The sequence below is a fragment of the Planococcus liqunii genome (genome assembly GCF_030413595.1).
GTDB lineage: Bacteria > Bacillota > Bacilli > Bacillales_A > Planococcaceae > Planococcus > Planococcus liqunii.
Map to the genome: position 1 here is coordinate 2670191 of NZ_CP129238.1, position 25960 is coordinate 2696150.

Consider the following 25960-nt stretch of genomic DNA (forward strand, 5'->3'; position numbering starts at 1 on the left):
GAACGTCAAAGTGTATGAAGTTGTAGAATTATTATACCATAATTTTATTTATTGTAAAAGATTAGCGTATAGCGATATGGAAATTTTTATCCTTTTTATGGAGTTCGTAAAACCGGACCATGGAAGGCATCGACTTCAGGAAATCGGCGCATTCAATGCCGCTTCCTGTGAGCAGCCGTTGAGCTGTACTGGTATCAAAAGAAGCGCTCCATGTTAAATAGTCCAAAGTCTCTGCTTCGACACCAAGCAATTTCCGCACTGGCGGCATCGCTAAGGAAACTTCCGCCACTTTATGCGGCAAGCGGGTTTTCGGAATTTTCCCTGTCATTTCCACCACCATTTTCCGGTAGACTTCCTCAACCGGATGCGGACGGGGATCCGTCAAGTGGACCGTTTCTCCAGCAGCATTAGGCAATGAACTCAAATAAACAGATGCATGAATAATATAGTCGACCGGCACAACATTGATATAGGCAGTTGAACGCCCGAGGTACGGAATCACTGGCAGCTTACGGACACGGTCAATCATATTGAGGAAAAAATAAGGGCCGTCGAATTTTATTGTTTCCCCTGTCTCAGAATGCCCGCGGACAATGCCAGGACGGATAATTGTCAAAGGCACCGCTTTTTTTAGCCCTTCAACCAGCAGTTCCGCTTCAAACTTTGTTTCCTCATAAAAGTTCTTGAATTTCTCCGGACGAATCAATTCATTTTCATAAAGGACACCTTCTCTTGTTCCAGCGACATAGGCCGTACTGAAGTACATGTAACGTTCCAGGTTTGGCAACGTGAGAATAAAGTCATTTACGTTCTGTGTGCCTTCCACATTCACTTTCCATGCTAAATCTCTTGGCACTGCCAAATCATAAATAGCGGCCAAGTGCCAAAACACCACTTTTTTTGAGCGGAGGTGCTGAACGTCTTCATTGCTTAAGCCAAGACCGGTTTTTGTAATATCTCCATCCATCAGGCGGATTGGCCTGCATCCTGTTTCTTGCTGGATTATCGCTGCTTCGCGTTCCGCTTTGGCTCGTTCTGACGGCAAGATAATAGCCGATATGCCGGTATTGCTGTGAATGGATTTTCGAATCAATTGGCTGGCAATAAATCCCGGGAATCCAGTAAAAACGATTTCTTTCATCACTTCCACTCCTTTCCTTTATTATACGTAATATTCCAACACTTTACTTACTAAACGAAGAATATTTTTCTATCTGCATTATACCTTCATAAAAAAGCTGATTCATGTGACCTTAATTCGGTCACATGAATCAGCTTATATCGTTACTTAATTTGTTTTTCGGTTCATTCTTCTTGTCTGGCGATCGAATAGGCTATAAACAATGGGAATCACATACAACGTCAAGAAAGTTGAGCTGATCATTCCACCGATTACCGTAATCCCCATCGGCTGGTTGATTTCCGTTCCTTCACCGATTCCTAGCGCCAATGGAATCAGCCCCAATATAGTAGTCAGCGCAGTCATCAAAATCGGACGCAGCCGGTCATGGACAGAAGTAACGATGGCTTCATAGGAATCCATTCCCGCTTCTTTACGCTGATTGATATAGTCGACCAATACAATTCCGTTGTTCACGACGATTCCGACCAGCACCAGTATCCCGATTACGGCTGTGATGCTGATTGGCGTCTGCGTCAGGAATAAAGCAAGCGCCACGCCGATAACCATCAATGGAACAGTAAACATGATGACAAACGGATACTTGAACGATTCAAATTGCGCAGCCATAACAATATAAACCAAAACTACCGCTAAGACGATTGCCAAAGTTATGTCATCGATGGCATTCTCAAACAATTCGCGGTCTCCGCCAAACGAAATTTGAGTGTCTTTATCTAAGTTCAATTCTTCCAGTGCCTTGTCCACTTTATCGGACATTTCGCCAAGCGTAACATTCGATTTATGCTGCAATGTAAAAGCTACGCTGTCAGCTTGGTCTACGCGTTTTATATCGACAGGGCCTTCTGAAATTTCGATGTCCGCAAGCTGTTCAAGATTGACGAACTGCCCTGCAGGCGTCCGCAATTTCATCGTCCGCAGCTTTTCTTCACTGTCTCTGAACTGTTCATCCAGACCGACAAAAACACTTAGCACCTCGTCATTCTCCGACAACACTTGGGTGGCCAGCACGCCTCTGGTCATATTGTTGACCGTCTGGGCAATTTGCGCTGGCGCCATACCATATTCCGTTGCGGCATCTCTTTTAATCTGCACTTGAATTTCTTCAATGGTTTCATCCCGGTCGTTTGTCAATTCCGTTACTTCCGGCAGATCGCGAACAGCTGCCGAAATACTTGTCACGGCTTCATCCAGGCGCTCTTTGTCTGTATCGGTTGCGGTGAATGTCAACGAATTCGGCGACGATCCGGCAGCTGTCTGAAGGTTGAAGCTTACTTCGGCCCGCTCACCGACTTTTTCCAAGACACGCGGCTGAACCTCATCGACAAATTCAAATACCGAGCGTTCCCGCTCGTCCAGCGGCACCATTTTTACATATATTTCTGCGGTATTGGTTTCAGTTGTCCCTTGCGACTGGCCCTGCTGGGTGCTCCCAATCAAGCTGACAAAGACGCTGACATCTTCTTCTTTTTTCAGCTCTTCCTCGATAAGATTCACCACTTCATCGGTTGCAGCCAGAGATGAACCATTTTCAAGCCCTACAGAAACGGTTGCGAAGCCTTCATCGGTTGCCGGCAGAAATTCTGTGCCCACTTGATAAATCCCTAAAATCCCGGCCCCTAAGAATACAAGCGCCGCCACCAAAATAATAATCCGGTGAGCCAGTGCCCAAACCACTGACCGCTCAAAACCTTTCATCCATCTCGAGCGTCTAGTTTCCGGTTTCTTGGTCTCTTCTTTGTCTTTTAATAGCCGCGATGCCATCATCGGCACTACTGTCAAGGCCACCGCAAGGCTTGCAAATAAACTGAATGAAATTGTGACAGCAAATTCAAAGAAAATCTGGCCGATCAATCCGGTGATAAAAGCAACTGGAACAAACACTGCTACCGTAGTAAGAGTAGAAGCCGTAATGGCTCCTGCCACTTCCTTTGTGCCTTCTGAAGCCGCTTTGCGCGGCGGTTTGCCCATTGCCAAATGCCGTTCAATGTTCTCGATTACGACAATGGAGTTATCCACCAACATGCCGATTCCGAGCGCCAATGCCCCTAATGTCATAATATTGAGTGCAAAGTCGGCAAAATACATCAAGACAAATGTCACAATGACTGAATACGGAATCGCAATCCCGATAATCAATGGGCTTTTTATGCCGCGCAGGAAAAAGAACAGCACGAGCATCGCAAAAACGCCGCCGAGGATAAGCGTTTGGCCAATATTCCCGATGGCCAGCCGGACGTAATCTCCTTGGTCGAACAGCACATCGGCTTCGACTCCCTGAAAACGTTCTTCTTCCAGCAATTCATCCAACTTCGTTTGAAAGGCTTCCGATACGTCAGCCGTGTTTGCCCGGGACTCCTGCAATGCCGAAAGCAAAACGGCCGGTTCTTCATTTGCCCGTGTTTCGCTATTGCTTTCCTGCTCGGCCACGGCAACTTCTGCCACATCGCCGATGGTAACATTTTCGCCATCCAGCGGATTGACGGTGACTACCAATTCGCGGACTTCATCTACGCTGGTCAAAGTACTGACCACCCGAGTGGTCAAATGTCGGCCATTCTCCGTGTCAATCGGTTCGCCTGGCAGCGAGATATTGTTCGCTTGAATCAGCTGCACAATATCCGATTGCTGGAGTCCCCTACTTTCCAGCTGTTCCTGATCCAACGAAATCTGGATTTCTTCAATCAATGAACCCGAAATGTTGACGCTTGCCACGCCTTCCGTTTGAAGCAGCTCGGTTTCCAGCTCTTCCGCCAGCACGCGAACGTCTTCTCCGGACTCTGTAGCACGAACAGCTAGTTGAATTACAGGAAATTGTGCCGGATCAAATTTGAAAAATTGCGGCTGGTTGGAATCTTCTGGAATAGGCGTCTGGTCAATCCGCTGCATAATATCGGTCTGGACATCGTCAATGTTCGACGACCAGTCAAACTCCAGCAAAATGAAATTAGACCCTTCTTCTGAAGACGATTGAATGGACTCCAAGCCCGGCAAAGTCGACAAACTCGTTTCAAGCGGACGTGTGACTTTTTCGCTTACTTCCGTCGGGCTTGCCCCTGGATAGCTGGTTACCACTACGCCGACTGGCGGATTTAGTTCCGGTATTAAGGTAACAGGAATTTTAAAAAAAGAAACTGCTCCCAGTATAATGATTAAAAACATGATGACAATTGTGAAAACCGGACGCTTTATGGAAAAATCGCTTAACTTCATGTAACCCAAACCCCTTCTTTGTCTCGTGCTTTTATCATAAGAAAAATCAGCAGTAACCGCAAATTTAAATCTTGCCAAGCAAGTGGCAGCAGCGGAAAAGGTTCTAATGTATTAATGCAGCTTATACAATATCTGCTGTTTTCTTAAATTCTTGCTTGGTTTTGGGCAAAAGAAAAAAAACCTGCCTAAGCAGGTTTTTACAATAAGCTGTATAAGCGGATTCCAGGATTTTTGTCTTGGAACCAGCGAGTGGCAAATTCGTTTTCAAATAAGAAGACGTAGTTATCGTAACGGTCTTTCACCAGCAGCGACCGGCTGCTCGACATGGATTCTTTTACATCTTCCTCGTTTTCGATCCAGCGTGCAATTTTATTGCCGACCGGTTCCATGCGGACATCCACATTGTATTCATTTTTCATGCGGTGCTCGAACACTTCAAATTGCAGTTGTCCGACAGCGCCCAAGATAACTTCTTCAAGATGGAGGGTTTTATAGTACTGGATTGCCCCTTCTTGCACAAGTTGAAGGATTCCTTTATGGAAATGCTTCTGTTTCATAACGTTTTTCGCCGTTACTTTGACGAACAATTCCGGCGTAAACTGCGGCAGATTTTCAAATTGGAATTTCTTGCCGCTCGTAATCGTGTCTCCGATCTGGTAGTTGCCCACGTCATGAAGACCGATAATATCTCCCGCCACCGCTTCTGTCACCGTTTCACGGTCATCCGCTAAAAATTGAGTGGTTTGGCTCAATTTATACGATTTGCCGGTACGTGCCAAAGTGACGTTCATGCCCCGCTCAAATTTCCCTGAGACGATGCGGACAAAGGCGATGCGGTCCCGGTGAGCTGGATTCATGTTCGCCTGGATCTTGAAGACAAAACCGGAAAACGGCATTTCAATCGGATCGATTGCTTCATTTTCCTGCGTTTCACGCGCTTGAGGAGACGGCGCGAATTGAAGATACGTTTCGAGGAATGTTTCCACCCCAAAATTGCCTAGGGCACTGCCGAAGAATACCGGCGTCAATTCCCCTTTTTTCACACGGTCAAGGGAAAAATCATTTCCGGCTTCGTCCAGCAATTCAATGTCTTCCATCGCTTGCGTATAATAAGAAGTTTTGGTCATTTCATGCTCTTCTGCCAAATTGCCTTCTTCGTCCAATGCCAGGAACCGTTTCCCTTCGGTGCGGAAAGGTTCGATTCGTTTGTTGTAGCGGTCGTAAATCCCTAAAAACTCTTTTCCCATGCCAATCGGCCAGTTCATCGCATACGACTGGATGCCAAGAACTTCTTCCAGTTCTTCCATCAGTTCAAGCGGTTCTTTCCCTTGGCGGTCCATCTTGTTGATAAAAGTGAAGATCGGAATGCCGCGCATTTTACACACTTTAAAAAGTTTTACCGTTTGCGCTTCGATCCCTTTCGCCACGTCGATGATCATAACTGCACTGTCTACTGCCATCAATGTGCGGTACGTATCTTCACTGAAGTCCTGGTGTCCAGGGGTATCCAGAATATTGACACGGTGTCCGTCATAATCAAATTGCATGACAGAGGAAGTAACAGAAATCCCTCTTTGCTTTTCGATTTCCATCCAGTCGGATGTGGCAAACTTTCCAGATTTCTTTCCTTTTACCGTTCCGGCATCGCGGATGGCGCCCCCGAATAACAGCAGTTTTTCAGTCAAAGTGGTTTTCCCGGCATCCGGGTGGGAAATGATGGCGAAGGTTCTTCTATTTTGAATTTCATTTTTTAATTGGGTTGACATTCTGATACGCTCCTTTAATTCTACTCTATTCATATTAGAGAAGGGGGCCAAAAAAAACAAGGAATTTCAACCTTGGACGTGAAAAAAGAAGCCGGATGGGGCTTCTTTTCAACGGAATTTTTTCATGGCTTCCTGGATGGCAATTTCTTTGTCGCTGTGCGGATATTTTGTTGAGCCGATGATTTGGTAATCCTCGTGGCCTTTTCCTGCCAAAATGATGATGTCCCCAGGTTCGGCTTGAGCAATGGCATGTTTGACCGCTTCTGCCCGGTCACCGATGCAGGCAAAATTGGCGTGTTCCATGCCTGTTTGCAAATCGTTTAAAATGCTGTCGTATTCTTCGTAGCGCGGATCATCCGTCGTCAAGACCACGTAATCCGCAACCGAAGCTTTTTGGGCCATAATCGGCCGCTTCGTCTTGTCCCGGTTCCCCCCTGTTCCGACCAGGAAGATAATCCGGTTCGTCTTGAAATCAGTTACTGCGTCAATGGCTTTTTCGATGGCATCCGGTGTATGCGCATAATCGATGAAGATGGAAACTGGAGCGTCCAATTCCACTTTTTGCATGCGTCCTTCTACCGGTGCAATTCGGGACAATGCAGACAGAACCTCTGCCAGCTCAAATCCTTCTGCATACAAGGCGGCAATGGCCGCTAAAGCATTGGATACATTGAATTGTCCGAGCAATTTCATCGAAACGGCAAATTCGCCTTCCGGACAAGTTAAAGTGAACGTGGTGCCATGGTCGCCCATTTCGATATTTCCTGCTTTAAACTGAGCTTCTTCCTTCACTCCGTATGTATAAACTGGATGAGAAGTCATATCCGCATACTTTTCCGACCATGGATCGTCAGCGTTCAAAACGGCTTGCTTTTTCTCCTGAAGATTTTGGCCGAGCTGTGAAAACAGCAAGCCTTTTGCATGCCCGTATTCCTCCATCGTTCCGTGGAAATCCAGGTGATCATGCGTTAAATTAGTGAAAATCGCCGTATTGAATTCAACTCCCGCCAGGCGCCCAAGCACCAGCCCATGGGAAGAAACTTCCATCGTCATATGGGAACAGCCTGCTTCTTTGGCTCTGGCGATCATCTGCTGCGTAGTCAATGCATCACTTGTCGTATTTGCTGACGGGTGCAGCTCCCCGTTCAGATTAAAGCCGATGGTTCCGGTCACTGCGGAAGTTTTGCCAAGTTCCATCAGCATGGAATGCAGAATTCCGGACACGCTAGTTTTGCCGTTGGTGCCGGTTACGCCGATCATCTGCATTCCTTTTGACGGGTAGCCGTAAAATTTGGCGGCAAGCAAACCGAGGGTCCGGTCTGAATCTGCGACAAGCAACACAGGAGTGTCCGGCAAGTCGAGCGGCTGCTCCGATACAATTAAGACAGCGCCTTGCACCGCCGCCTGCTGAGCAAAATCGTGGCCATCCACTGTATATCCTTTGATGCAAATAAAAACAGATCCTCTTCTCACTTCACGGGAATCCATGGTAATGTGTTCCACCGTTTCCGGCAATGTCCCGATCAATTGATTATAAGGAATATTTTCGATCAGTTGGTGTGTGTTCATGAAAATCCTCCTACTCTGTAACTAGCGGAGACATGACATATGCATGAAGCAATGCCCCCGCGGCTTTCAATGAATCGATATGGGTGCGTTCATAGGAATGAGACGCTTCAATCCCCGGCCCAAATAAGGCATGTTTGACGTCTGCCCCGGCTCCGATCGCCGCTGAAGCATCTGATCCGTAATAAGGGTAAATGTCGACTTTATAATCAATCTGATGCTGATTCGCCAGGGCGATCAAATGGCGGGTAAGGCCATAGTGGTAAGGTCCGCTCGAGTCTTTGGCACAAATGGATACGGTGTATTCGTCCGATGCCTGCCCATCTCCGATGGCGCCCATATCCACCGCAATGTATTCCGCTGTTTGTTCTGGAATATTGGAGTTGCCGCCGTATCCGATTTCTTCATTGTTTGAAATATAAAAATGGGTAGTATGCGGCAATTCTTCGCCTGACACCTTCAATTGCTTAAGCAATTGAAGCAGCAGCGCCGTGCTGGCTTTGTCATCCAGATGGCGGGATTTGATATATCCTGAGTCCGTCGCCGCAAAACGCGGATCAAACGATACAAAATCGCCCACTTCGATGCCGAGTGCCCGGACTTCATCTGCTGAAAAGGCTTTTTCATCCAAGCGGACTTCCATATTATTTTCGTCCCGATCAGCAGTGCCTGCGTCCTTATAGACATGGACCGTCGTCTGATGCATCAAAATCGTGCCTGACAAAGTCGTGCCATCTGCTTTATGTATAAGGCAATTTTCGCCTTCAATCGCATTAAATTTAAACCCGCCGACAAGTGATAATTTCAAACGGCCGGTTGGTTTGATTTCTTTAACCATCGCGCCGAGCGTATCGACATGGGCCGTTAACAAGCGGTGCCTGCTTTGGTCTTTGCCCTGAATGGTCGCAATGACTGCCCCTTTTTGGGTCATCCTGTATTCAGCATTCCAGTCGTCCAAGTGCTTTTTGATAGTCTTCATAATGTCCATTGTATAGCCTGATGGACTGGGAATTTCCACTAGCTCTTTTAATAAATCCAGCGTTTCTTGTTTATTCCATTCAATTGACATGAGTAACGCCTCCCTAATTACTTTATCATATCAAAATGAATCATGTTCTGACAGGGCATTCTATAGTAATATTAGTACGAATCCCCAAGATTGAGGTGCATTATGGAGCGTTCTTCAACCAATCAAAATAGAAATAGGCTGTTTATCCATTTATTTGGAGGCGCGAGCGTTATCCATTTGCTGCTCCCACTGATTGCCGACTTTCCTATGGCCATTTATTCCCCGTTGTTCGGACTCGCAGCTTATATTGTCTTGCTTGTCCTGCAAGCCGTAAAGTATAATGAGCGGAAAATTCAAATTCTGGTTCTTCTTTTCATGAACTTTTATGTATTTATCTTAAATTTCGAGGCATTGTCTGCAGTAACGGTAATCTACTTTGCGATCCCGATTATTGCATCCGCCTTGTACTACGATACGTTTCCGATCATCGCTTTAGGGGTGTTGACCGCCATCGAAACCTTTTTACTGGCTTTTGTTTTTGATGAATTAAGCGACAGAGCGTCTGTCCACTATGTTCATTTATCGCTATTTGTTTTTATACTCTGCATCCTGCTTTTGACTACGCTTCATTCGATTTACTTCAGCCGGATCTGGTCTCAGCTGGAGCAGCAGAACGAATCCATGGAAAAGGCGCTCATATCAAAAGAAGGCTATCTTCAATTGTTTTTTGAAACAGCCAAAGACGCGTTTGCCGTCTTTGATGTGGACAATAAAATTATCGCCATCAATCCCGCTTTTGAAGAATTGTATGGCTGGACATTGGAAGAATGCATCGGGCAGTCGATTTCGCTTGTTCCGCCGGAAAAATCAGAAGAAGCGGCCGTCCGCACCCTGCAAGTCCAAAAAGGCGAGAGTTTTTCCTTGCTCGAAACCGTAGACGCCAAAAAAGACGGCAGCCGTTTCCATGCCCAAATCACTTTGTCGCCCATTACAGACGAAGCAGGGAATGTCGTGGCTACTTCCATTATTTCACGGGATATTTCTTATCAGAAAGAAGCGGAAAGGCTGATTGTCCAGGCAGAAAAAATGAAGCTTGCGGGAGAGATCGCCGCTGGCGTTGCCCACGAAGTCCGAAATCCAATGACGGTTATCTCGGGCTTTGTCCAAATGATGCATAATGATCTGGATTATCCGTACAAAGATTACACGAAGTTGATCCAATCTGAATTGGAGCGCATTAATCTCATTATCAGTGAATTTTTGGTATTGGCAAAACCGCAGGCTTCTGAAGCCAAAAGGATCAGTTTGCGCCAAACCTTGGAGGATATTTTTGTTTTGTTCGGCCCGGAGCTGAACAGGCAAGGCATCCAATTCATCAAGCATTGGGAAAAAGATGATTTTGATGTCCGGGCGGAAGATCATCAGCTGAAGCAAGTGCTGATCAACTTGATAAAAAATTCAATCGATGCAATCGAACGGCAAGGTGAAATTACGTTGCATATTGAAAACTTCGACGATGGATTCGTCTCGCTGCGCATTCGGGATAATGGAGTTGGGATTCCCGAAGAAGTAATGGCGCGTATTTTCGAACCTTTCTACACCACCAAAGCGACCGGAACCGGCCTCGGCCTGATCATTTCCCAGAAAATCATCCGTGAACACGGCGGCAGCCTGGAAATCGACAGCCAGGAAGGAAACGGCACCACTGCCACTATTCTTTTGCCAAAAGCGTAAAAAAAGAGCCCAAGTGCTCTTTCAGACTGTAGACAAAGTATAGTTGAAATGAATAGAAATGCATAAAACCAACCGGATCGGCCACTTCGCTTTCCGTGGGCTCAGCTTCAGCCTCCTCGCCGCTTCGAAACCCGTTGCTCCTGCATCGCTGCGCTAGCTTCGTCGCAAAGACTTGGCCTCATTGCCTTCGGCCAATGTCTTGCCTGCGGGGTCTTCAGCTTTCGCTGTCCCACAGGAGTCTCCGTGGCCGAACCGGTTGGGGCATCTCTCTTTCATCCAAAAGTGAACACGTAACCGAATGAAGTTCAATCATCTAGTTAAAGAAGGAAAGCGACAACTTTGGGTAGCCCCAAGTTTAGAATCCGGAATGGAAACCGGCGACTCCAGCGGGTCAGCGTAGCGACGAAGTGCCGAAATCCACTCAGGATGCAAGTTCCGAGTGGATTTCGGCATGGGTCCGCGGAAAGCGTCCACTTGGAGCGAAATGACTTAGAGAATGGAATTTTTTCCAGCAGCCTGATTAAAAAAAGAGCCCAAGGGCTCTTTTTTTTTAATCAATCATCGTCGTTGTCGTCATCGTTATCATTCTTGTCAGTTTCATGTTTAATAATAGAACCGTCTTTTGCATTGACGGTCACTTCGTGTTCGGTTTTGCCGTCTTCAATTTCAAATTCGTATTGCGCAACACCGTCGTCATTGTCCAATTCCATGTCTTTCACCGTTCCGCTAGCTGCTACAAGGGCAGCTTTTGTCGCTTCTTCCGAACTGATCAAGCCTTCAGTTGAGACGATATCGTCTGAATCGTCATCGCGGTCGTCTTCTTTTTCACGTTTTTGTTCCAAGACTTCTCCTGTGTCGGCATCAAATTTCAAATCGTATTCATAGCCTTCGTGTGTCACGTCTACTTCATAGTAAGCACTGTTCATATTTCTTTCTAATTCAATGTCTGTGATGGTTCCGCCCACAATTTCAAGCGCTTTTGCAGAAGCATCATCAAATGTAAGCTTCGGCGCTTTTTGGTTAGACTGCTGATTGCTGTTTTGGACATTGGCACTGTTTGAATTGGTTTCAGAAGTTCCTGCTGGATTTGTATCTGTGTTGGCCAGTACAATTCCTCCAAAAGTTAACGCGCCTGCTACTACCGGGATGTAAATGAATTTTTTCATGTTAATCTCTCCTCCTCATATGTTCTATCTTTACTATAGCCCCCGCTTCTGTGAAGACGATTAAGGGTTTATTAGAATTTGATGAGAATTTAAAGAAACAAAAAACACTCAAGCAGAAAGGCAAATTTCCCGCTAGAGTGTTTTTTGTTTAATCGTCCCATTCAACCGTTAAGGTTTCACCACGGATTGCATGGATCTGGACCGTCACTTCCCGTTCGGATTCTTCATTTTCAATTTCGATCAAATAATAGCCTCCGCCTTCGGTCTGGACAAACTCAATTTCCTGTACTTCGCCGTCAAGCGTCTGTTTCGCAATCGCGATGGCTTCGTCCTCGGTGATGACCGCATCCGGTTCTGGTTCTGGCTCCGGTTTCGCATCCGGTTTTGTAATTGGTTCGGCGGTGATGTCCCCAATTTCTCCTGTCGCCGCTGCTACAAGCACGGTTGTGATATTTTTTTCATCTTTTATTTTCACTTCGTATTGCTGGCTGTCTTTCAAATACGTGACGTTTTCCAGCGTTCCGTTCACTTTTTTTAATGCAGCCGCTCCTGCCTGTTCTTCATTCAATCGGGTGGCTGGTTCTTTTTTCTCGATCAGCTTCATCGATTCCACCTGGCCCGTGGCTTTGTTAACCATTGCGGTATAAAGACCATTCGCTTTATTGAAGTCCACCTCAAAATGGTTGTCCACTTCAGAAGTTCCAACAAGTTCTCCTCCGTATAGGTCCAGCACCGATTGCTCTGCCTCTTGTGCACTGATGCTTTCGCTGCCGATAAACGGATTTAAGAGAAAGGCAATGACAATTATTCCAAGCAAGACCGTCCCAGCTGCCATTAGCATCCATTTTCTCATCCTGATCCCTCCTGGCTTGATTGTACCGCGCCAACATTAAAATCCGATGAGAAAATGATGGAAACTGTCGTACCCATTTGTTCAATGCTTTCAATTTCCAGCTTGGCTCCGAGTGAATCAGCCAATTGTTTGGCAAGGGATAGTCCAAGTCCGGATCCCCCGGTGTCACGGCTCCGCGCTTTATCCACCCGGTAAAAGCGTTCAAAGATAAACGGCAGCGACTCCTTGGGGATGCCGATGCCGTAATCCCGGATTTGAATGATGGGGTCCCTTTCGTTTTTGGCAATCACTTCAATACGGTCGCTTGAATATTTCCGCGCGTTGTCGAGCAGGATATACAAAAGCTGTTTGAGTTTCGCCAAATCGGTCGTGACGTATAATTCCGGTGAACTTGCAGTCAGCTGGAATTCCCGGTTATAGGAAGTTCCAAGCGCTGCGGTCGTTTGCTCAAGCACTTTCGTGACATTCACGTTGGTCAATTCGAGCTGCGCTTCGCTTTGGCGGGCAATATGCAAAAGCTGCTCAATCAACGCTTTCATGCGGTCGGTTTCAGTCCGGATGGCCGTGAGCCCTTCATCGGCAATTTTTTCATCCTGCATGCCGCGCCGCTGCAGAAGTTTAGCATAGCTGCCAATGACCGTTAAAGGCGTTTTCAATTCATGGGACGCATTCGAGACAAATTGTTCCTGCTTGGTATAGTTTTCTTCAAGAAGTGCCATCATTTCATTGAACGTCCGGCCCATCTGCCCGATTTCATCGTTCGTTTCCTCGGTGATTTGCAGCTTCTCGAATTGGCCATTCCGCTGAATGCGCGTCATTGTATTGGTAAGATCGGTAATGGGCTTCGTAATGAGCCGCCCGAGAACGATGCTTGAAACCACTACCGGTATCATGGCAAGCAAAGTTACCGTGATCAAGACAAGGCGCAGCGTTTGAAGATTGCCGCTGACTTCTCTCGTCGACTGGGCAATCGTCAAATTTGCCACTTCACCGTCCGTCCAAATGATGGGTGTTGTCACATAAGCGAATAGCTCATCTTCTGCTTGAATGGTTCCGGAAGCTTCCGGCAAGTCTGCAGGAAGTTCGGTTGGAACCGCTGGATCTTGAATCGTCCGGATCAGTTCCTTGCCACCACGGGTAACTTGAATCGAACCGTTTACCGGCACATATCCCCGAAGTACATTCTGGGGATCTGCCGGATTCTCATTCAGCTTTGCAACCACTAGATTGGCCTCGGTGTGCAACTGGTCCACTTCCGTTGAATACGTTAACCGGCTGAACGAAAAGTAAATGACGATCATGAGCACCAGCAAAATGACCAGCATCAGCAAAGTGGTCCAAATATGGATTTTATTTTTTAGCTTCATGGACATGCTCCTTCAGGACATAACCTACGCCCCGAACCGTCTGGATATAAGTGGAGGGCTCACCTGCATCGATTTTTTTCCGCAAATAGCGGATGTAGACATCGATGACATTGGTATCCCCGTAATAGTCGTAGCCCCAAACAGCATTCAACACTTGTTCGCGGCTCAACACTTGCTGCGGATGCTGCATCAAATACAGCAGCAAATCAAATTCGCGCGGCGTCAGTTCAACCGAGCGTCCGCTGCGGGTGACCTCACGCGTCGTTTCGTTCAATTCCAGCTGTTCAAAGCGGCAAACTTCGGAATTCCCGCTCCCTGTCGACTGCCGCAGGCATGCACGGATGCGGGCAAGCAGCTCTTCAATTTCAAATGGTTTTGTTACGTAATCATTAGCGCCCAAATCAAGGCCCGCCACTTTGTCTTTCACATCGTTTTTCGCTGTCAGCAAAATAACCGGAATGGCTGGATTTGAAGTACGAATGCGTTTTAGCACATCCAACCCATGGATTTCAGGCAGCATCAAATCAAGCAAGATCAAATCCCATTCGTTTTCGCGGAATTGAATCAGCCCTTCCGAACCTGTATGAGCCACTCCTGTTTGATAGCCTTCATATGTAAGTTCCAGTTCCAACACGCGTGCTATGCTTTTTTCATCTTCCACTATCAGAATACGCTCTGTCATATCCGTCACCTCTTACTGTTTATTCTAGCAAACCTAAAGAAAAAAGCGACCCGGAGGCCGCTTATTTCAATAAGGTCCTAACCATATTCACTTTGTTTCCATAAGGCGGAAACAGGACATTGGTCGACAGTTTGGTCGATTTTTTCAAGATGGATTTTGCATGTGTGAAAGTTTCAAAACTCGCTTTTCCGTGGTAGGAATTAACGCCCGAAGTACCTACTCCGCCAAAAGGCAGGTAGACGCTGCCGACATGGGACACCGTATCGTTGATGCAGCCGCCGCCAAATGGCAATTCTTCCAGGAAGAAATTAATTGCCCGCTCATTTTCAGAGAACATATAAGCGGAAAGCGGCTTTGGCAATTTGCGGATTTGGCGCAGCAGTGCAGGCAGGTCATTGTATGTGATGACCGGCAAAATCGGCCCGAATAATTCCTCTTCCATCGACGGGCTGTCCCAGTTGATATTGTCGAGTACAACCGGTTCAATATAACGCTCATTGCGGTCCATCCCGCCGCCAGCCACAATATTTGCCGCTTCTTTTTTGATGATCTCAGCGAGCCGGTCGAAATGCTGAACGGAAACAATTCGTCCGTAGTCCGGACTTTTCAGTGCGTCTTTTCCGTAGAAACTCCGGATAGTCTTGATCAACTTTTTCATGAACTCTTCTTTAACCGATTCATGGACGCAGACATAATCCGGCGCCACACAGGTCTGGCCGGTATTCATCAATTTGCCCCAAGCAATGCGTTTTACCGCCAAGTCAAGATTAGCCGTCTGGTCGACGATAGCCGGGCTTTTCCCGCCAAGTTCCAGCGTGATCGGCGTCAGGCGTTCCGACGCAGCCTTCATGATCACTTTTCCGACATTGACGCTGCCAGTGAAGAAAATATAATCAAAAGATGCATGGATAAGTGCCGTCACTTCTTCCCGCTCGCCTTCAACCACTCGAATATAGTAGGAAGGGAATGCTTCTTCAATGATGGTGCGCGTCACTTTCGTTACGTTCGGCGTAGTTTCGGACGGTTTGACCACTGCACAGTTCCCTCCGACAATTGCCCCGATCAACGGTTCCATGATCAATTGGAACGGATAGTTGAATGGCCCGATGATGAGCACAGAGCCGTACGGTTCCCGAATGACAAAACTTTTGGCAGGCTGCAAATGAAGCGGCGTCTTTACTTGTTCCGGCTCCATCCAGTTGTCCAAATGCTTCGACATATAGCCGATGCTGTCCAGGATAAATCCCACTTCGGTCGCATAAGCTTCAAACTCGCTTTTTCCTAAATCCAATTTCAAGGCGTGAAGAATTTCATTTTCGTGAGCTTTTATGGCTTGCTTCAGCCGCTCGAGCTGCGCTTTCCGGAAACTGACGCTTTTAGTGGCGCCTGTGTAAAAGAAATCACGCTGTTCGTTAATCATTTGTTCGACCGTCAATGCAGTAACTTCCATCTATAAAGCCCCCTTCTTAGTGAAAACATCTTAGCATGATTTTTTTAAAACTTCACTTCATTTACTTTTCTGCAAGCAATTGGTCAATATAACGCTGCACAACGAGGCCTTCTTCAAAAGGCACCAGAAAAGTGGATTGTTCACGCATCGACTGGAACAGTGAAGGAACTTCCAGAAAATCTGTAATTTGTTTGCGATCTTCGTATTTTCTTTCTTCGTATAGATCCGACCAGTTTTCCAATGTCAAAACGCCTTCTTCGCCGTAGACTTTAAATTGCAGCAATTCTTTTTGCCCGATGCCGCTAAGCCCGGTGATCAAAAATGGAATGCTGCCGGCCGTTACCCCATGCGCCACGATTCCTGTCTCGCAAAGGTCAGCTTGTTCGGGGTAGGTGATGTAATGGGACAAAATTGTCAGTTCTCCGAATACCCGGTTAAAGAGCTGGAGGTAATGAGGAAACACTTCCCTTACAAAGCCGCCTTGGCTTCTTGATGCAATCCACGGATTTTGCTGCCATGCGCGTGGCCAATCCGGGAAAAAGGTCTGCAGCTCAATGCGCACCACTTTTCCGATATTGCCGTTCCGGATGCGCTTAACCATATCGTGTACAGCCGGCTTGTACATGAGCGGAAAATGCATCGCCGTTCGGATCCGGTTCTTTTTTGCTGCTTCCACCATTTCTTCTCCGTCTTCTGCGTTGTGCGCAAGCGGCTTCTCGCTCAGCACATGAATTCCGGCTCCCGCAGCACGTTTGGCGATTTCTGCATGGGAAGCAGGCGGCGTTCCGATGTACAGCCAATCAATATTTGAATGGAGAATCGATTCGAAGGACTCACAAATCGGCACCCCATATGTGTCATGAAGAAACTGCAGACGCTCCTGTTGTTCATCGTAAACTCCCTTGATTTGCACTCTGCCTTCTTGCTGGATTTGCTTGATAATACGCTCTCCTACGATTCCTGCTCCGATTATTCCAATTGAAATCATGTTACCCCTCTTTTCTATAAGGCCTAAAGGCTTATTTTGGCTCTCTCTGTTTATTAGTGTAACCTTTAGGGGTATAGAATAGTCAAACAATTACAACACAAACCGAGGAGGAAAACATCATGAACAAACAAGCAAACTGGTGGGAACCGATTTTTTCAGGAGAATTGGAAGTTGGATTAAACAAAGAAAAGCTGGACAGCCTGGAACAGGAATCGTTTTTGTATTTTGAAGAAGCTCAAATCGACATGGAGACTCATGCTTAATTGATGCAGTTAACAACAGGTATCCGACGCTGCAGTACATAGAAAACGCCTTGTTCAATTCAAATTGAAAAGGCGTTTTGTCATGTCCGAATGAATTTACTCGATGCTTCTCCACAAATACAGCGAAGCGTATGATAGATAAGGCTCCCATTCGGGCAGATGAAGGAGAATTTCTTCAGCCTTCGGTTTTTCAGACCGTTCCCATTGAATTTTCAAGGCATTTTGCAGGCCAATATCCGCCAGTGGAAATAAATTAGCGCGCCCCAGCCCAAACATCAGAAAACTTTGCGCTGTCCAGGGGCCAATCCCTCTGTAGTGAACCAAACGGGCGGTCACTTCATCGTCGTCCAGATTTGCCATGTTTTCCAAGTCCAATTCCCCGTTCGCAATGGCTCGGGACAATCCAATCACGTATTCAGCTTTTCGCGTGCTGAACTGAAGCTCCCTTAAACTTGCCGGCTCAAGCTGTGCAATCGTTTCAGGAGCCGGATAAAACCAGACTCCGTCTTTTTGTTCTCCGTAGTTTTGGACAAACCGGCTCGTTAAAGTGTGGGCAAACGACAAGTTTAATTGCTGATGGATAATGCTTTTCATCAAAGATCCGTACAACGAAAACTCTCGGACCAACGGCGTCCCTTTATGTTCCTCAAACAAATGGGCCAGGCTGGTCTTCCGGAAATGGTCTGTGACCGGTTTAAGAGACCGATTGAAATGCAGCAGATCCGCTATCAGCCTCATTTGCGCTTCTGTTGCATCGGTTATTTCAAACACCGGACTTTCACTAGTTCCTCTCGCTTTCACGGTTGCAATAGTGCCTTCGGGCATCGGAATTCGGACAGAGCGGCCCGACAAATCGACGGCATGCAAAGGATCCAGCGAAAGCCGCTCCAGTGCCCGGTCAAAATCATAGGCAAACGGAAGTTCCAATCGCAATTCTCTCATCCCCTTTTTCTTAAACCGTATCCCACCCAGATTTTGATTGCAAGCCGCAGAAACAGGAAATATAATGGAAAAATGAAAGCAGGGATAGCCATGAAACAAATTATAGCTTTACTTGCAGCCTTGATGCTGCTTGCCGGATGCACAGCATTGGATTCCACCGATACAGGCGGGACGGCGGATCCTATTGACGTAGAAGTCACTTCCGTAATTGATGGAGATACCATCAAGATTATTTATGAAGGAAAAGAAGAGACGGTCCGTTATTTGCTGGTGGATACACCGGAAACCAATCATCCACGCCTCGGAAAACAGCCGCTTGGCAGCGAAGCGACTGCAGAAAATAAACGGCTCATCGAATCAGGCGACGTTTCCATTGAATTTGACGTAGGCGACCGTTTTGATGATTACGGCCGCTTGCTTGCATATATTTATGTAGACGGGGAAAGCGTGCAGGAACAGCTGCTTGAAGCAGGTTTTGCCCGTGTTGCCTATGTTTACCCTCCCAATACCCGCTATGTCGATGATTTTGAAAAAGTGGAAACGGATGCAAAAAAGGCGGGCATCGGCATTTGGGAGTTTGAAAATTATTCAACAGACCGCGGTTTTAATTCCGATGCCTACGGAAAAGAATCTAATCTATCCAAATCCGAGTCGCCAAAAGGCGATTGCCGGATCAAAGGAAACATCAATCGGAACGGCAATAAGATTTACCATATGCCGGGTGAAGGATCTTATGAACAGACCAATCCCGAAGAATGGTTTTGTTCAGAGCAGGAAGCCAAGGATGCAGGTTTCAAAAGCACTGGAAGCTGACAAGGAGGAGTTATATGCAAGTCATTGTTATGCGTTTCGATTATCCGTCGTCCGCAATTTTTGAGCAGCTCCAGCAGCAGGCGCAATATGCCGCCTCCAAGCAAAAAGCGACTTTGCCTCCGCATATTACGCTGCAGTCATTTACCCAACCCAGCCCGCTTGATTTGAAAAAAGCGATTGAGCCGTGGGCAGAAAAAACGAAGCAGCTTTCTCTGTCTTTTGCTTCACTTGGATTTTTCAAGCAGCAAGGCAGCTTTTATGCGGCACCGATTGTCACTAAAGCGCTGGCTGCATTGCATTCGGCAATCAATCTATCGACGCGGGAATTTACCGGACACGATGCTTTCTATATGCCGGATCACTGGGTGCCCCATGCGACCATTATCAACCATATTGCACCGCCGTTCTGGGGACCGCTGTTTGCCCGTCTTTCAATGGAATTCGAACCTTTTACGGCAAAGGCCGTTGCCATCGAATGCTGGTCTATTGTCCAAGGAAAAGCGCAAACGGAATGGAGTATTTTTCTATCGGAATAAGTATTGACTTTTCCCCTGGGCACGATATAATTATATTTGTCCTGGAAATGAGATTCCTTAGCTCAGCTGGGAGAGCGCTACCTTGACAGGGTAGAGGTCGCTGGTTCGAGCCCAGTAGGAATCATTGGGTGCCAAACCCGCAGCAAGCTTTAGGAACAAAGTTTGCTTAGAAAAAACCGTTGCCTTCTGGCAGCGGTTTTTTATTTTTACAACTAAAATGGGGCCTGAAGCTGAAAGCTTCAGGCCCCCTTCTTTAGGCTTCAGATGCTTTAGGCGCCTTTTTATCACGCGCCGTCCACTGAATAGCCCAAAGAACAATAAATACTACTACTCCTACATAGGAGTAGATGCCCTCTGGATATACCAGGGCGAGTCCAGTAACCACTGCCAGGATGCGTTCAATCCAGGTAAGTTTCCGGTACCAAAACCCGATCAGCCCCGCCCCGAGCGCAATCATGCCGGCAAAAGCAGTTGCCACAACCCAGATCAGTTCAAGCCATGTCGTATCAATCATTAAGAGCGATGGAGACAGGACAAACATATAAGGAATGATAAACGCAGCAGCAGCCAGTTTAGAAGCTATGATGCCTGTCCGGATCGGTTCCCCTCCGGAAATACCCGATGCCGCAAATGCGGCTAGTGCGACCGGTGGTGTAATATCGGCGATAATCCCAAAATAGAACACGAATAAATGGGCAGAAATCGCGATGACCATCGGCACGGCAGCACCAGCCGGTTCATCCAGCATCAACAGCGTAATAATGGCCGGGGCTGCAATTGTAGAAGTGATGACGTAATTGGCGGTTGTCGGTGAACCCATACCAAGGACAATGGCAGCAAGCATCGTGAAGAACAAGGTCAGCAAAATGCTGCCGCCCGATGCGGAAATCAAGCCGTTTGCCAAGCTTAGCCCCAGACCCGTTTTTACAACAACCCCCACAATAATGCCCGCAGCTGCGGTAGCAGCACCGACGGCCAAAGCCGTCCGGGCACCGTCCACCAATGCATGAATCATGTCTTTAAAACTTAACCGCGTTTCTTTATTGATGGCACTGACCAGGATAGTAGCCAGAATGCCATACAAAGCCGCATGCATGGTCGGAACTCCCACCATCAAGAAGACGATAATAATTACAATTGGAAGTAAAAGATGTATTTTCTTTAAAACCTCTTTCCGATCCGGCAATTCTTCTTTTGTAAGACCTCTAAGGCCCACTCTTTTCGCTTCAAAATGCGTCATGATCCAAACACCTGAAAAATAAAGCAGCGCCGGAATCGCCGCAGCTTTCGCAATGTCCCAATAGCTGATGCCGCCGATGAACTCGACCATCAAGAAAGCGGCTGCTCCCATAATTGGCGGCATAATCTGGCCACCTGTCGAAGAGGTGGCTTCCACAGCACCTGCGAATTCTTTATTGTAGCCCAGTTTCTTCATCATAGGGATAGTATAAGCCCCGGACGTGACAACGTTTGCAACGGAACTGCCGGATATGGTTCCCTGCAGCGCACTGGAGAAAATGGCGACTTTTGCAGGACCGCCTATTAAATGCCCAGCCAGTGAAACTGACAAATCATTAAAGTATTCCCCAACGCCTGTCTTTACCAAGAAAGCACCGAACAGTAGGTAGACAAAGATAAACGTTGCGGAAACAGCCAGCGGTGTCCCCAAGATTCCGTCAGTTGTGTAAAACATCAGCTGGACCGTCGAATCCAGATCCTGTCCGCGGTGTTTTAAAAACCCGGGGAAATAAGGCCCCCAAAAAGCATAAGCTAAAAACAGCGAAGAAATGATGGTAATCGGCAGCCCGACAGCCCGCCTGGTGGCTTCAAGCGTCAGCACGATGGCGAGTATCCCGACAATCAGATCCATCTCTGTGACCCGGCCGACGCGGAACACCAAATCGTCGTACATAATCGGCCAGTATGCCCCTACCGCAACAGCCAGCAAAGCGAGCAAATAATCATAAAAAGGAACTTTGCGGCGATCGCCTTTCCGCTTTATCGCTGGAAACAATAGAAAAATTAACGACAAGGCAAAGCCCAAGTGAATCGACCGCTGCAAATAAGCTGTCAATTGCCCATCGATGGCGGTATACAGCTGGAAAAGCGAAAATGCCAACAAGCCGAAAAAGACGAGATGTTTGGCAATGCCGCTTAAATCGCGCGTGTTTGATTCGGGGTCATATTTCTGCAGTATTTCCTTTTGCTTTTCCTCTGAAATATTGCCTTCTTCTTCGGGTGGCAACTTCATTTTTTCTTTCTCTTTTGGAGGCAGCTCATTGCTCATCGATGTTCACTCCTCTTAATTGTTGGATAAGAGATAGACGCTGAACTTTAAAGGTGTAGGATTCGCCACGGGTTAGCGTCTTTTTTAAATCGTATTTCCTGCCATTGTTCTTAAAAAACAAGCCTGCATCAATATTGCCAATGAAGATTCTAAAGTCGGGCAGTTCCTTTTTCATGCCGGTGATAAAATATTTCCCGTCTTTTTCGACAAAATTTTCCCCTTCTCCTGCATTTGACGGCATGCCAATATTAAAATCTTCATATTCCAATTCAACCATTCTCAAGCTATTGTCCGGAAGCACTTCGTAGCTTTCGATTACTTCGGATAAATGAATGGAATGGGTATATTCAATTTGAAAGTCCCTGGTTTTGACTGGCAGATGAGCCGCAATCTCCTGGTTTTTATTATCTATGAAAACATAATGTTTGTTTAAAGGCACCCGTGCAGCTACGAAAAGCAAGAAGGCAATGATTAGGAGAAGAAAGCTTAGCTGCAGTGGTTTTGACTCCATTAGACAAACTCCCCTTACGAATAAATAAATAACGACGATAAAGCTGCTGCTTTATCGTCAATTATTCTTGTCGTTTTATTTATTCACTTCGTCAAAATACTTCTGTGCGCCCGGATGGACGTCGATGCCAATGCCATCCAAAGCCGTTTCCGCTTTGATCAGTTTCGCTTTGGCATGCTGAATCTGATCGGTGTTTTCATAAATCGCTTTCGTAATATCGTAAACCAGATCTTCAGAAAGGTCATTTTGAACCACCAGCATCGCCAGCACGGAAACTGTCGGTACATCTTCTGTCAACCCATAAGTCCCTGAAGTAATTGTATCTTTTGCATAGTAAGGATATTTTTCAATCAGTTCGGCCGCTTTGTCGTCCGCTACCGGAACAATCGAAACATCCGCTGTAGCACTTAAACTTTCCACTGCACCGGTCGGGGTTCCTGCAGTAATAAACGCTGCGTCAATCTGTCCCCCCTGCAAGCTCTCCTGGGATTCGGCAAAATCCAGGTTTTGCTCTTCAATGTCTTCCATGGTCATTCCATGAATTTCCAATAGCTGCTCCGCATTGATATAAGTTCCAGAAGCCGGAGCTCCCACAGAAACTTTTTTCCCTTTCAAATCCTCAAACGAAGCAATTCCTGAATCGGCTGTCGTCACTAACTGAATCGTTTCCGGATAAAGGGCTCCGATGGCCGAAACTGTATCAATGACTTCGCCTTCAAACATATTCGATCCTTCCGCTGCATAAAAAGCGGTATCAGTCTGAACAAAAGCAATTTGTGCGTCTCCATCTGCAAGAGCGGTCATATTGGCAGCAGAAGCCTGAGAAACCTCCGCAGTCGTATCAATGCCGGTTTCATTTTCAATGATTGTCGCCATTGCACCGCCAAGTGGATAGTATGTGCCTGTAGTTCCACCAGTTAAGACGCTCAAGAATTCAGGATCTTTCGCTTCGCCGCCTTCCCCACTTCCTCCGCTGTCAGTGGCTGTGTCTCCGCCGCAACCTGCCAGAAAAACGGATCCCGCCAAAGCAATTGCTGTGAACAACCCAAATTTACGCTTAGCCATCATAAAATTCCCCCTTCTGAATTTTCTTAATATTCCAATTTCATCATAACATGTCTTTCGACTTGTTTGCCAACTGAATTTTCCAAAAAATATAAGAAGAAGGAACTTAGTTTCAGGTTTCTGCGCCTTCTACATGAGTTTCCGGAGCGGTATCTTCAGGGGACACATCTTCAAAAGTCATGCCTCTTTCTTCCAAGTCTCTTGTCCGATGTGCAATTCGTGCAGATGCACAAGCGGCAATGCTCGCTACTAAATCATCGAGGAATGTATGAACCGCTCCTCCGGTTTTCGTATCCAGCTTACGGATGATGCCCACTTTGTTCTTATCTAAATGGCCGAAAGTAGTCACTGCGATGCTGCCATATGTTAGAACGGCTCCAAGGCCGATCATTTCGTCTACCCCAAATAATCCTTCATCCGAATCGACAATCTGCTGAAGCGGACGTGACAATTTTCCTTGTTCCGCCAGTTCATCCAACTCAATGCCGACGAGCAGCGCGTGCTGCATTTCGCGTTTCCGGAGAACACTTTCAACCGATTCGATGCAATGATCGATGGTCAGTCCATCATTATAAGGCAATTGCATTTCAAGGACGATTCTTGCGATTTCATCCAAACTGATTCCTCTGCGTTCTAATGCTTGATGCGTTGCTTTTGTCACTTCATCTGAATGTACACGGAATTTTCCTCCATCCATCCCAAACATCCCCTTCCAATTTTCTTTAGCTTTCCTGCCCATTATACCTCTCTCTTGGAATATGTTACAATTTTCGTACAGAAAGCAATAGGAGGGTTATTAATGAATAGAGGCAGTGTCCAGGATTTAACCATTTACAGCAAGGAATTGCAGGAAGAAATGCAGCTACTGGTTTACCTTCCTTCTAATTTTTCACCACTTTATAAATATACTTTGATCATTGCATCGGATGGCAAAGATTATTTCCAGCTGGGACGGCTGCCGCGGATAGCTGATGAGCTTTTGGAAAACAACGAGATTGAAAACATCATTTTCGTCGGTGTTCCTTATAAAAATGTAAAAGACCGCAGCAGCAAATATGAACCGACCGGCGAAAAACACGGCGCTTATTTGCGGTTCCTGGCCCATGAACTGGTGCCATATTTAGATGAACATTATCCGACTTACCAAGTCGGCATGGGGCGTGCTTTGATCGGTGATTCACTGGCGGCTACCGTATCCCTGAGCGCAGCTTTAAAATATCCGAATATTTTTGGGCGCGTGATTTTGCAGTCGCCAAAAGTCAGCGGCGAATTGATGGCTGCAGTCGATAGCTTCAATTCTGCGAACTCGTTCACCGTATATCACGTAATTGGCACAGGCGAAACTGCAGTGAAATTAACTTCCGGAGACACAGCCGATTTTCTGGAACCCAATAGGGAATTAAATAATTTAATGAAAAATAAAGGGTTTTCCATCTTTTATGAAGAATTTGATGGAGACCACACCTGGAAGCATTGGCAGCCAGATCTTAAACGCGCTTTGCTCCAAAATTTCGGTTTATAGTCAGGCGTTCGCAGCCTAGAAGTTTTTTTGGTATAATAATTTTAGAATTTTCACTACTGACTAGGAGGGTTATTTATGAAATTTGGAGTTGTTGCATTTCCAGCAAAAAAATTACAGGACGTTGCGAATTCGTACCGCAAACGTTACGATCCGCATTATGAACTGATTACACCTCATATGACACTGAAAGATGCGTTTGAAGTGGATGAAAACGAAACGGAGAAACTTGTGCAGGGATTGGAAGAAATAGCAAAGCGCCATAAGCCGTTTAAACTTCACGCTACCCGTGTGAGCACATTTTCTCCGTTAACCAATACCTTGTATTTCAAAGTTGATCCGGATCCAGGAATTTTGTCTTTGCACAAAGATTTGCATACCGATTTTTATGACAGCCAAACAAAATATTCTTATGTTCCCCATATCACCATTGCGCAAAAAATGTCTGATTCGGAACACGCAGACATTTTCGGCCAGTTAAAAATGGTCGGCATCGACCATGAAGAAATCATTGACCGCATCCATCTGCTGTATCAACTTGAAGATGGATCCTGGACAGTTCATGATACATTCCGCTTAACAGGAGATGACCAGTAAATTGCAAAAAGTAACAATTGCAGAAACTCCACTTGAAAAAGAACAAGCTTTTGAAGTGAGAAGAAAAGTGTTCGTTGAAGAGCAAGGGGTTCCCTTGCACATTGAGATGGATGAATTTGATGAATCAGCTGTTCACTTTGTCGGCTATGAGCTTGAACAACCGATTGCGGCTGCACGCATCCGCGAAATTGAAATGGGTACAGGCAAAATCGAACGGGTATGTGTACTTCCTGAATACCGCGGGCTTCATGCCGGGGTGCTTATGATGGAGGAAATGGAACAGTACGCCTTAAAAGCGGGCTTGTTCACATTGAAACTCAATGCCCAGTCCTATGCCGTCCCATTTTATGAAAAACTTGATTATGTCGTAACCACTCCTGAATTTATGGATGCCGGGATTCCACACCGCGGCATGGAGAAAAAAATCACGTAAAAAAGCAGGGCACCTTAAACGGTTGCCCTGCTTTTATGTTTCTTCATTTAAAAAATAAT

At 46.4% G+C, this 25960-nt stretch carries 23 protein-coding genes and 1 tRNA gene; 8 read left to right on the forward strand and 16 right to left on the reverse strand.

Annotated features, from left to right (window positions below; all coding sequences use genetic code 11):
* Positions 1–61: 61 nt before the first annotated feature.
* From QWY22_RS13520 to QWY22_RS13540, 5 genes are all read right to left on the reverse strand, one after another.
* The gene (locus QWY22_RS13520) at positions 62–1141 is read right to left on the reverse strand and encodes an SDR family oxidoreductase (RefSeq protein WP_300981352.1); all 1080 of its coding nucleotides are present in this window, start codon (positions 1139–1141) and stop codon (positions 62–64) included.
* Positions 1142–1288: 147 nt separating this feature from the next.
* Complete coding sequence (locus QWY22_RS13525) at positions 1289–4354, reverse strand: efflux RND transporter permease subunit (protein WP_300981353.1); 3066 nt, start codon at positions 4352–4354, stop codon at positions 1289–1291.
* 197 nt (positions 4355–4551) lie between these two features.
* Positions 4552–6120: a peptide chain release factor 3 gene (locus QWY22_RS13530; protein ID WP_300981354.1), complete on the reverse strand. Its 1569-nt coding sequence runs from the start codon at positions 6118–6120 to the stop codon at positions 4552–4554.
* Positions 6121–6228: 108 nt separating this feature from the next.
* Positions 6229–7689, reverse strand: coding sequence for a UDP-N-acetylmuramoyl-L-alanyl-D-glutamate--2,6-diaminopimelate ligase (locus QWY22_RS13535; protein WP_300981355.1), 1461 nt, complete (start codon positions 7687–7689; stop codon positions 6229–6231).
* Between the two features lie 10 nt (positions 7690–7699).
* The gene (locus QWY22_RS13540; protein WP_300984394.1) at positions 7700–8749 is read right to left on the reverse strand and encodes a M42 family metallopeptidase; all 1050 of its coding nucleotides are present in this window, start codon (positions 8747–8749) and stop codon (positions 7700–7702) included.
* Positions 8750–8857: 108 nt separating this feature from the next.
* Between QWY22_RS13540 and QWY22_RS13545 the strand changes: the two genes are divergently transcribed.
* Complete coding sequence (locus QWY22_RS13545) at positions 8858–10429, forward strand: two-component system sensor histidine kinase NtrB (RefSeq protein WP_300981356.1); 1572 nt, start codon at positions 8858–8860, stop codon at positions 10427–10429.
* 554 nt (positions 10430–10983) lie between these two features.
* Here the strand turns inward: QWY22_RS13545 and QWY22_RS13550 are convergent.
* The 6 genes from QWY22_RS13550 to QWY22_RS13575 form a co-directional block, all read right to left on the reverse strand.
* Positions 10984–11595: a PepSY domain-containing protein gene (locus QWY22_RS13550; RefSeq protein ID WP_300981357.1), complete on the reverse strand. Its 612-nt coding sequence runs from the start codon at positions 11593–11595 to the stop codon at positions 10984–10986.
* Positions 11596–11743: 148 nt separating this feature from the next.
* Positions 11744–12448, reverse strand: coding sequence for a PepSY domain-containing protein (locus QWY22_RS13555; protein ID WP_300981358.1), 705 nt, complete (start codon positions 12446–12448; stop codon positions 11744–11746).
* On the reverse strand, positions 12445–13815 hold the full coding sequence (locus tag QWY22_RS13560; protein ID WP_300981359.1) for a sensor histidine kinase: 1371 nt from the start codon (positions 13813–13815) through the stop codon (positions 12445–12447). Before QWY22_RS13560 ends, QWY22_RS13555 begins: the two co-directional genes overlap by 4 nt.
* A complete protein-coding gene (locus tag QWY22_RS13565) occupies positions 13799–14497 on the reverse strand; it encodes a response regulator transcription factor (protein WP_300981360.1) in 699 nt (232 codons plus the stop codon). Before QWY22_RS13565 ends, QWY22_RS13560 begins: the two co-directional genes overlap by 17 nt.
* A 61-nt stretch (positions 14498–14558) precedes the next feature.
* Entirely contained in the window at positions 14559–15947 is a 1389-nt protein-coding gene (locus QWY22_RS13570) for an aldehyde dehydrogenase (protein ID WP_300981361.1), read from the reverse strand.
* 61 nt (positions 15948–16008) lie between these two features.
* Positions 16009–16935 carry a Gfo/Idh/MocA family protein gene (locus QWY22_RS13575; protein ID WP_300981362.1) on the reverse strand — a complete coding sequence of 309 codons (927 nt, stop codon included), beginning with the start codon at positions 16933–16935 and terminating at the stop codon, positions 16009–16011.
* 119 nt (positions 16936–17054) lie between these two features.
* Here QWY22_RS13575 and QWY22_RS13580 point away from each other — a divergent pair, with 119 nt between their 5' ends.
* The gene (locus tag QWY22_RS13580; RefSeq protein WP_300981363.1) at positions 17055–17198 is read left to right on the forward strand and encodes a hypothetical protein; all 144 of its coding nucleotides are present in this window, start codon (positions 17055–17057) and stop codon (positions 17196–17198) included.
* A 96-nt stretch (positions 17199–17294) separates the two neighbouring features.
* Here QWY22_RS13580 and QWY22_RS13585 read toward each other — a convergent pair whose 3' ends face one another.
* A complete protein-coding gene (locus QWY22_RS13585; RefSeq protein ID WP_407072318.1) occupies positions 17295–18131 on the reverse strand; it encodes a DNA-3-methyladenine glycosylase family protein in 837 nt (278 codons plus the stop codon).
* A 99-nt stretch (positions 18132–18230) separates the two neighbouring features.
* Here QWY22_RS13585 and QWY22_RS13590 point away from each other — a divergent pair, with 99 nt between their 5' ends.
* The 3 genes from QWY22_RS13590 to QWY22_RS13600 all read left to right on the forward strand — a co-directional run bounded on the left by QWY22_RS13590 (position 18231) and on the right by QWY22_RS13600 (position 19613).
* Complete coding sequence (locus QWY22_RS13590) at positions 18231–18953, forward strand: thermonuclease family protein (RefSeq protein WP_300981365.1); 723 nt, start codon at positions 18231–18233, stop codon at positions 18951–18953.
* A gap of 14 nt (positions 18954–18967) precedes the next feature.
* Positions 18968–19489: a 2'-5' RNA ligase family protein gene (locus QWY22_RS13595; RefSeq protein ID WP_300981366.1), complete on the forward strand. Its 522-nt coding sequence runs from the start codon at positions 18968–18970 to the stop codon at positions 19487–19489.
* A gap of 51 nt (positions 19490–19540) precedes the next feature.
* Positions 19541–19613: transfer RNA gene (locus tag QWY22_RS13600), tRNA-Val, on the forward strand.
* Between the two features lie 129 nt (positions 19614–19742).
* Here QWY22_RS13600 and QWY22_RS13605 read toward each other — a convergent pair.
* The 4 genes from QWY22_RS13605 to QWY22_RS13620 form a co-directional block, all read right to left on the reverse strand.
* Positions 19743–21776, reverse strand: coding sequence for a TRAP transporter permease (locus QWY22_RS13605; protein ID WP_300981367.1), 2034 nt, complete (start codon positions 21774–21776; stop codon positions 19743–19745).
* Entirely contained in the window at positions 21766–22287 is a 522-nt protein-coding gene (locus QWY22_RS13610) for a DUF1850 domain-containing protein (protein ID WP_300981368.1), read from the reverse strand. Before QWY22_RS13610 ends, QWY22_RS13605 begins: the two co-directional genes overlap by 11 nt.
* A 75-nt stretch (positions 22288–22362) precedes the next feature.
* A complete protein-coding gene (locus QWY22_RS13615) occupies positions 22363–23352 on the reverse strand; it encodes a TAXI family TRAP transporter solute-binding subunit (protein ID WP_300981369.1) in 990 nt (329 codons plus the stop codon).
* Between the two features lie 112 nt (positions 23353–23464).
* Positions 23465–24049, reverse strand: coding sequence for a phosphatidylglycerophosphatase A family protein (locus QWY22_RS13620; RefSeq protein ID WP_300981370.1), 585 nt, complete (start codon positions 24047–24049; stop codon positions 23465–23467).
* 102 nt (positions 24050–24151) lie between these two features.
* On the opposite strand from QWY22_RS13620, the gene QWY22_RS13625 reads away from it, so the two are divergent.
* The 3 genes from QWY22_RS13625 (at position 24152) to QWY22_RS13635 (ending at position 25901) form a co-directional block, all read left to right on the forward strand.
* On the forward strand, positions 24152–24874 hold the full coding sequence (locus tag QWY22_RS13625) for an alpha/beta hydrolase (protein ID WP_300981371.1): 723 nt from the start codon (positions 24152–24154) through the stop codon (positions 24872–24874).
* A 75-nt stretch (positions 24875–24949) separates the two neighbouring features.
* Complete coding sequence (locus QWY22_RS13630) at positions 24950–25468, forward strand: YjcG family protein (RefSeq protein WP_300981372.1); 519 nt, start codon at positions 24950–24952, stop codon at positions 25466–25468.
* 1 nt (position 25469) lies between these two features.
* Entirely contained in the window at positions 25470–25901 is a 432-nt protein-coding gene (locus QWY22_RS13635) for a GNAT family N-acetyltransferase (RefSeq protein WP_036807292.1), read from the forward strand.
* The last annotated feature ends 59 nt before the right edge of the window (positions 25902–25960 follow it).

What these genes read in the sequence shown, in the direction of transcription:
- QWY22_RS13560 (WP_300981359.1), bottom strand. Translation starts at nt 13,815, where the DNA reads ATGAAGCTAAAAAATAAAATCCATATTTGGACCACTTTGCTGATGCTG.
- QWY22_RS13520 (WP_300981352.1), bottom strand. Translation starts at nt 1,141, where the DNA reads ATGAAAGAAATCGTTTTTACTGGATTCCCGGGATTTATTGCCAGCCAA.
- QWY22_RS13590 (WP_300981365.1), top strand. Translation starts at nt 18,231, where the DNA reads ATGAAACAAATTATAGCTTTACTTGCAGCCTTGATGCTGCTTGCCGGA.
- QWY22_RS13545 (WP_300981356.1), top strand. Translation starts at nt 8,858, where the DNA reads ATGGAGCGTTCTTCAACCAATCAAAATAGAAATAGGCTGTTTATCCAT.
- QWY22_RS13630 (WP_300981372.1), top strand. Translation starts at nt 24,950, where the DNA reads ATGAAATTTGGAGTTGTTGCATTTCCAGCAAAAAAATTACAGGACGTT.
- QWY22_RS13610 (WP_300981368.1), bottom strand. Translation starts at nt 22,287, where the DNA reads ATGGAGTCAAAACCACTGCAGCTAAGCTTTCTTCTCCTAATCATTGCC.
- QWY22_RS13555 (WP_300981358.1), bottom strand. Translation starts at nt 12,448, where the DNA reads ATGAGAAAATGGATGCTAATGGCAGCTGGGACGGTCTTGCTTGGAATA.
- QWY22_RS13530 (WP_300981354.1), bottom strand. Translation starts at nt 6,120, where the DNA reads ATGTCAACCCAATTAAAAAATGAAATTCAAAATAGAAGAACCTTCGCC.
- QWY22_RS13550 (WP_300981357.1), bottom strand. Translation starts at nt 11,595, where the DNA reads ATGAAAAAATTCATTTACATCCCGGTAGTAGCAGGCGCGTTAACTTTT.
- QWY22_RS13595 (WP_300981366.1), top strand. Translation starts at nt 18,968, where the DNA reads ATGCAAGTCATTGTTATGCGTTTCGATTATCCGTCGTCCGCAATTTTT.
- QWY22_RS13570 (WP_300981361.1), bottom strand. Translation starts at nt 15,947, where the DNA reads ATGGAAGTTACTGCATTGACGGTCGAACAAATGATTAACGAACAGCGT.
- QWY22_RS13580 (WP_300981363.1), top strand. Translation starts at nt 17,055, where the DNA reads ATGAACAAACAAGCAAACTGGTGGGAACCGATTTTTTCAGGAGAATTG.
- QWY22_RS13625 (WP_300981371.1), top strand. Translation starts at nt 24,152, where the DNA reads ATGAATAGAGGCAGTGTCCAGGATTTAACCATTTACAGCAAGGAATTG.
- QWY22_RS13525 (WP_300981353.1), bottom strand. Translation starts at nt 4,354, where the DNA reads ATGAAGTTAAGCGATTTTTCCATAAAGCGTCCGGTTTTCACAATTGTC.
- QWY22_RS13575 (WP_300981362.1), bottom strand. Translation starts at nt 16,935, where the DNA reads ATGATTTCAATTGGAATAATCGGAGCAGGAATCGTAGGAGAGCGTATT.
- QWY22_RS13605 (WP_300981367.1), bottom strand. Translation starts at nt 21,776, where the DNA reads ATGAGCAATGAGCTGCCTCCAAAAGAGAAAGAAAAAATGAAGTTGCCA.
- QWY22_RS13535 (WP_300981355.1), bottom strand. Translation starts at nt 7,689, where the DNA reads ATGAACACACACCAACTGATCGAAAATATTCCTTATAATCAATTGATC.
- QWY22_RS13615 (WP_300981369.1), bottom strand. Translation starts at nt 23,352, where the DNA reads ATGGCTAAGCGTAAATTTGGGTTGTTCACAGCAATTGCTTTGGCGGGA.
- QWY22_RS13620 (WP_300981370.1), bottom strand. Translation starts at nt 24,049, where the DNA reads ATGGATGGAGGAAAATTCCGTGTACATTCAGATGAAGTGACAAAAGCA.
- QWY22_RS13565 (WP_300981360.1), bottom strand. Translation starts at nt 14,497, where the DNA reads ATGACAGAGCGTATTCTGATAGTGGAAGATGAAAAAAGCATAGCACGC.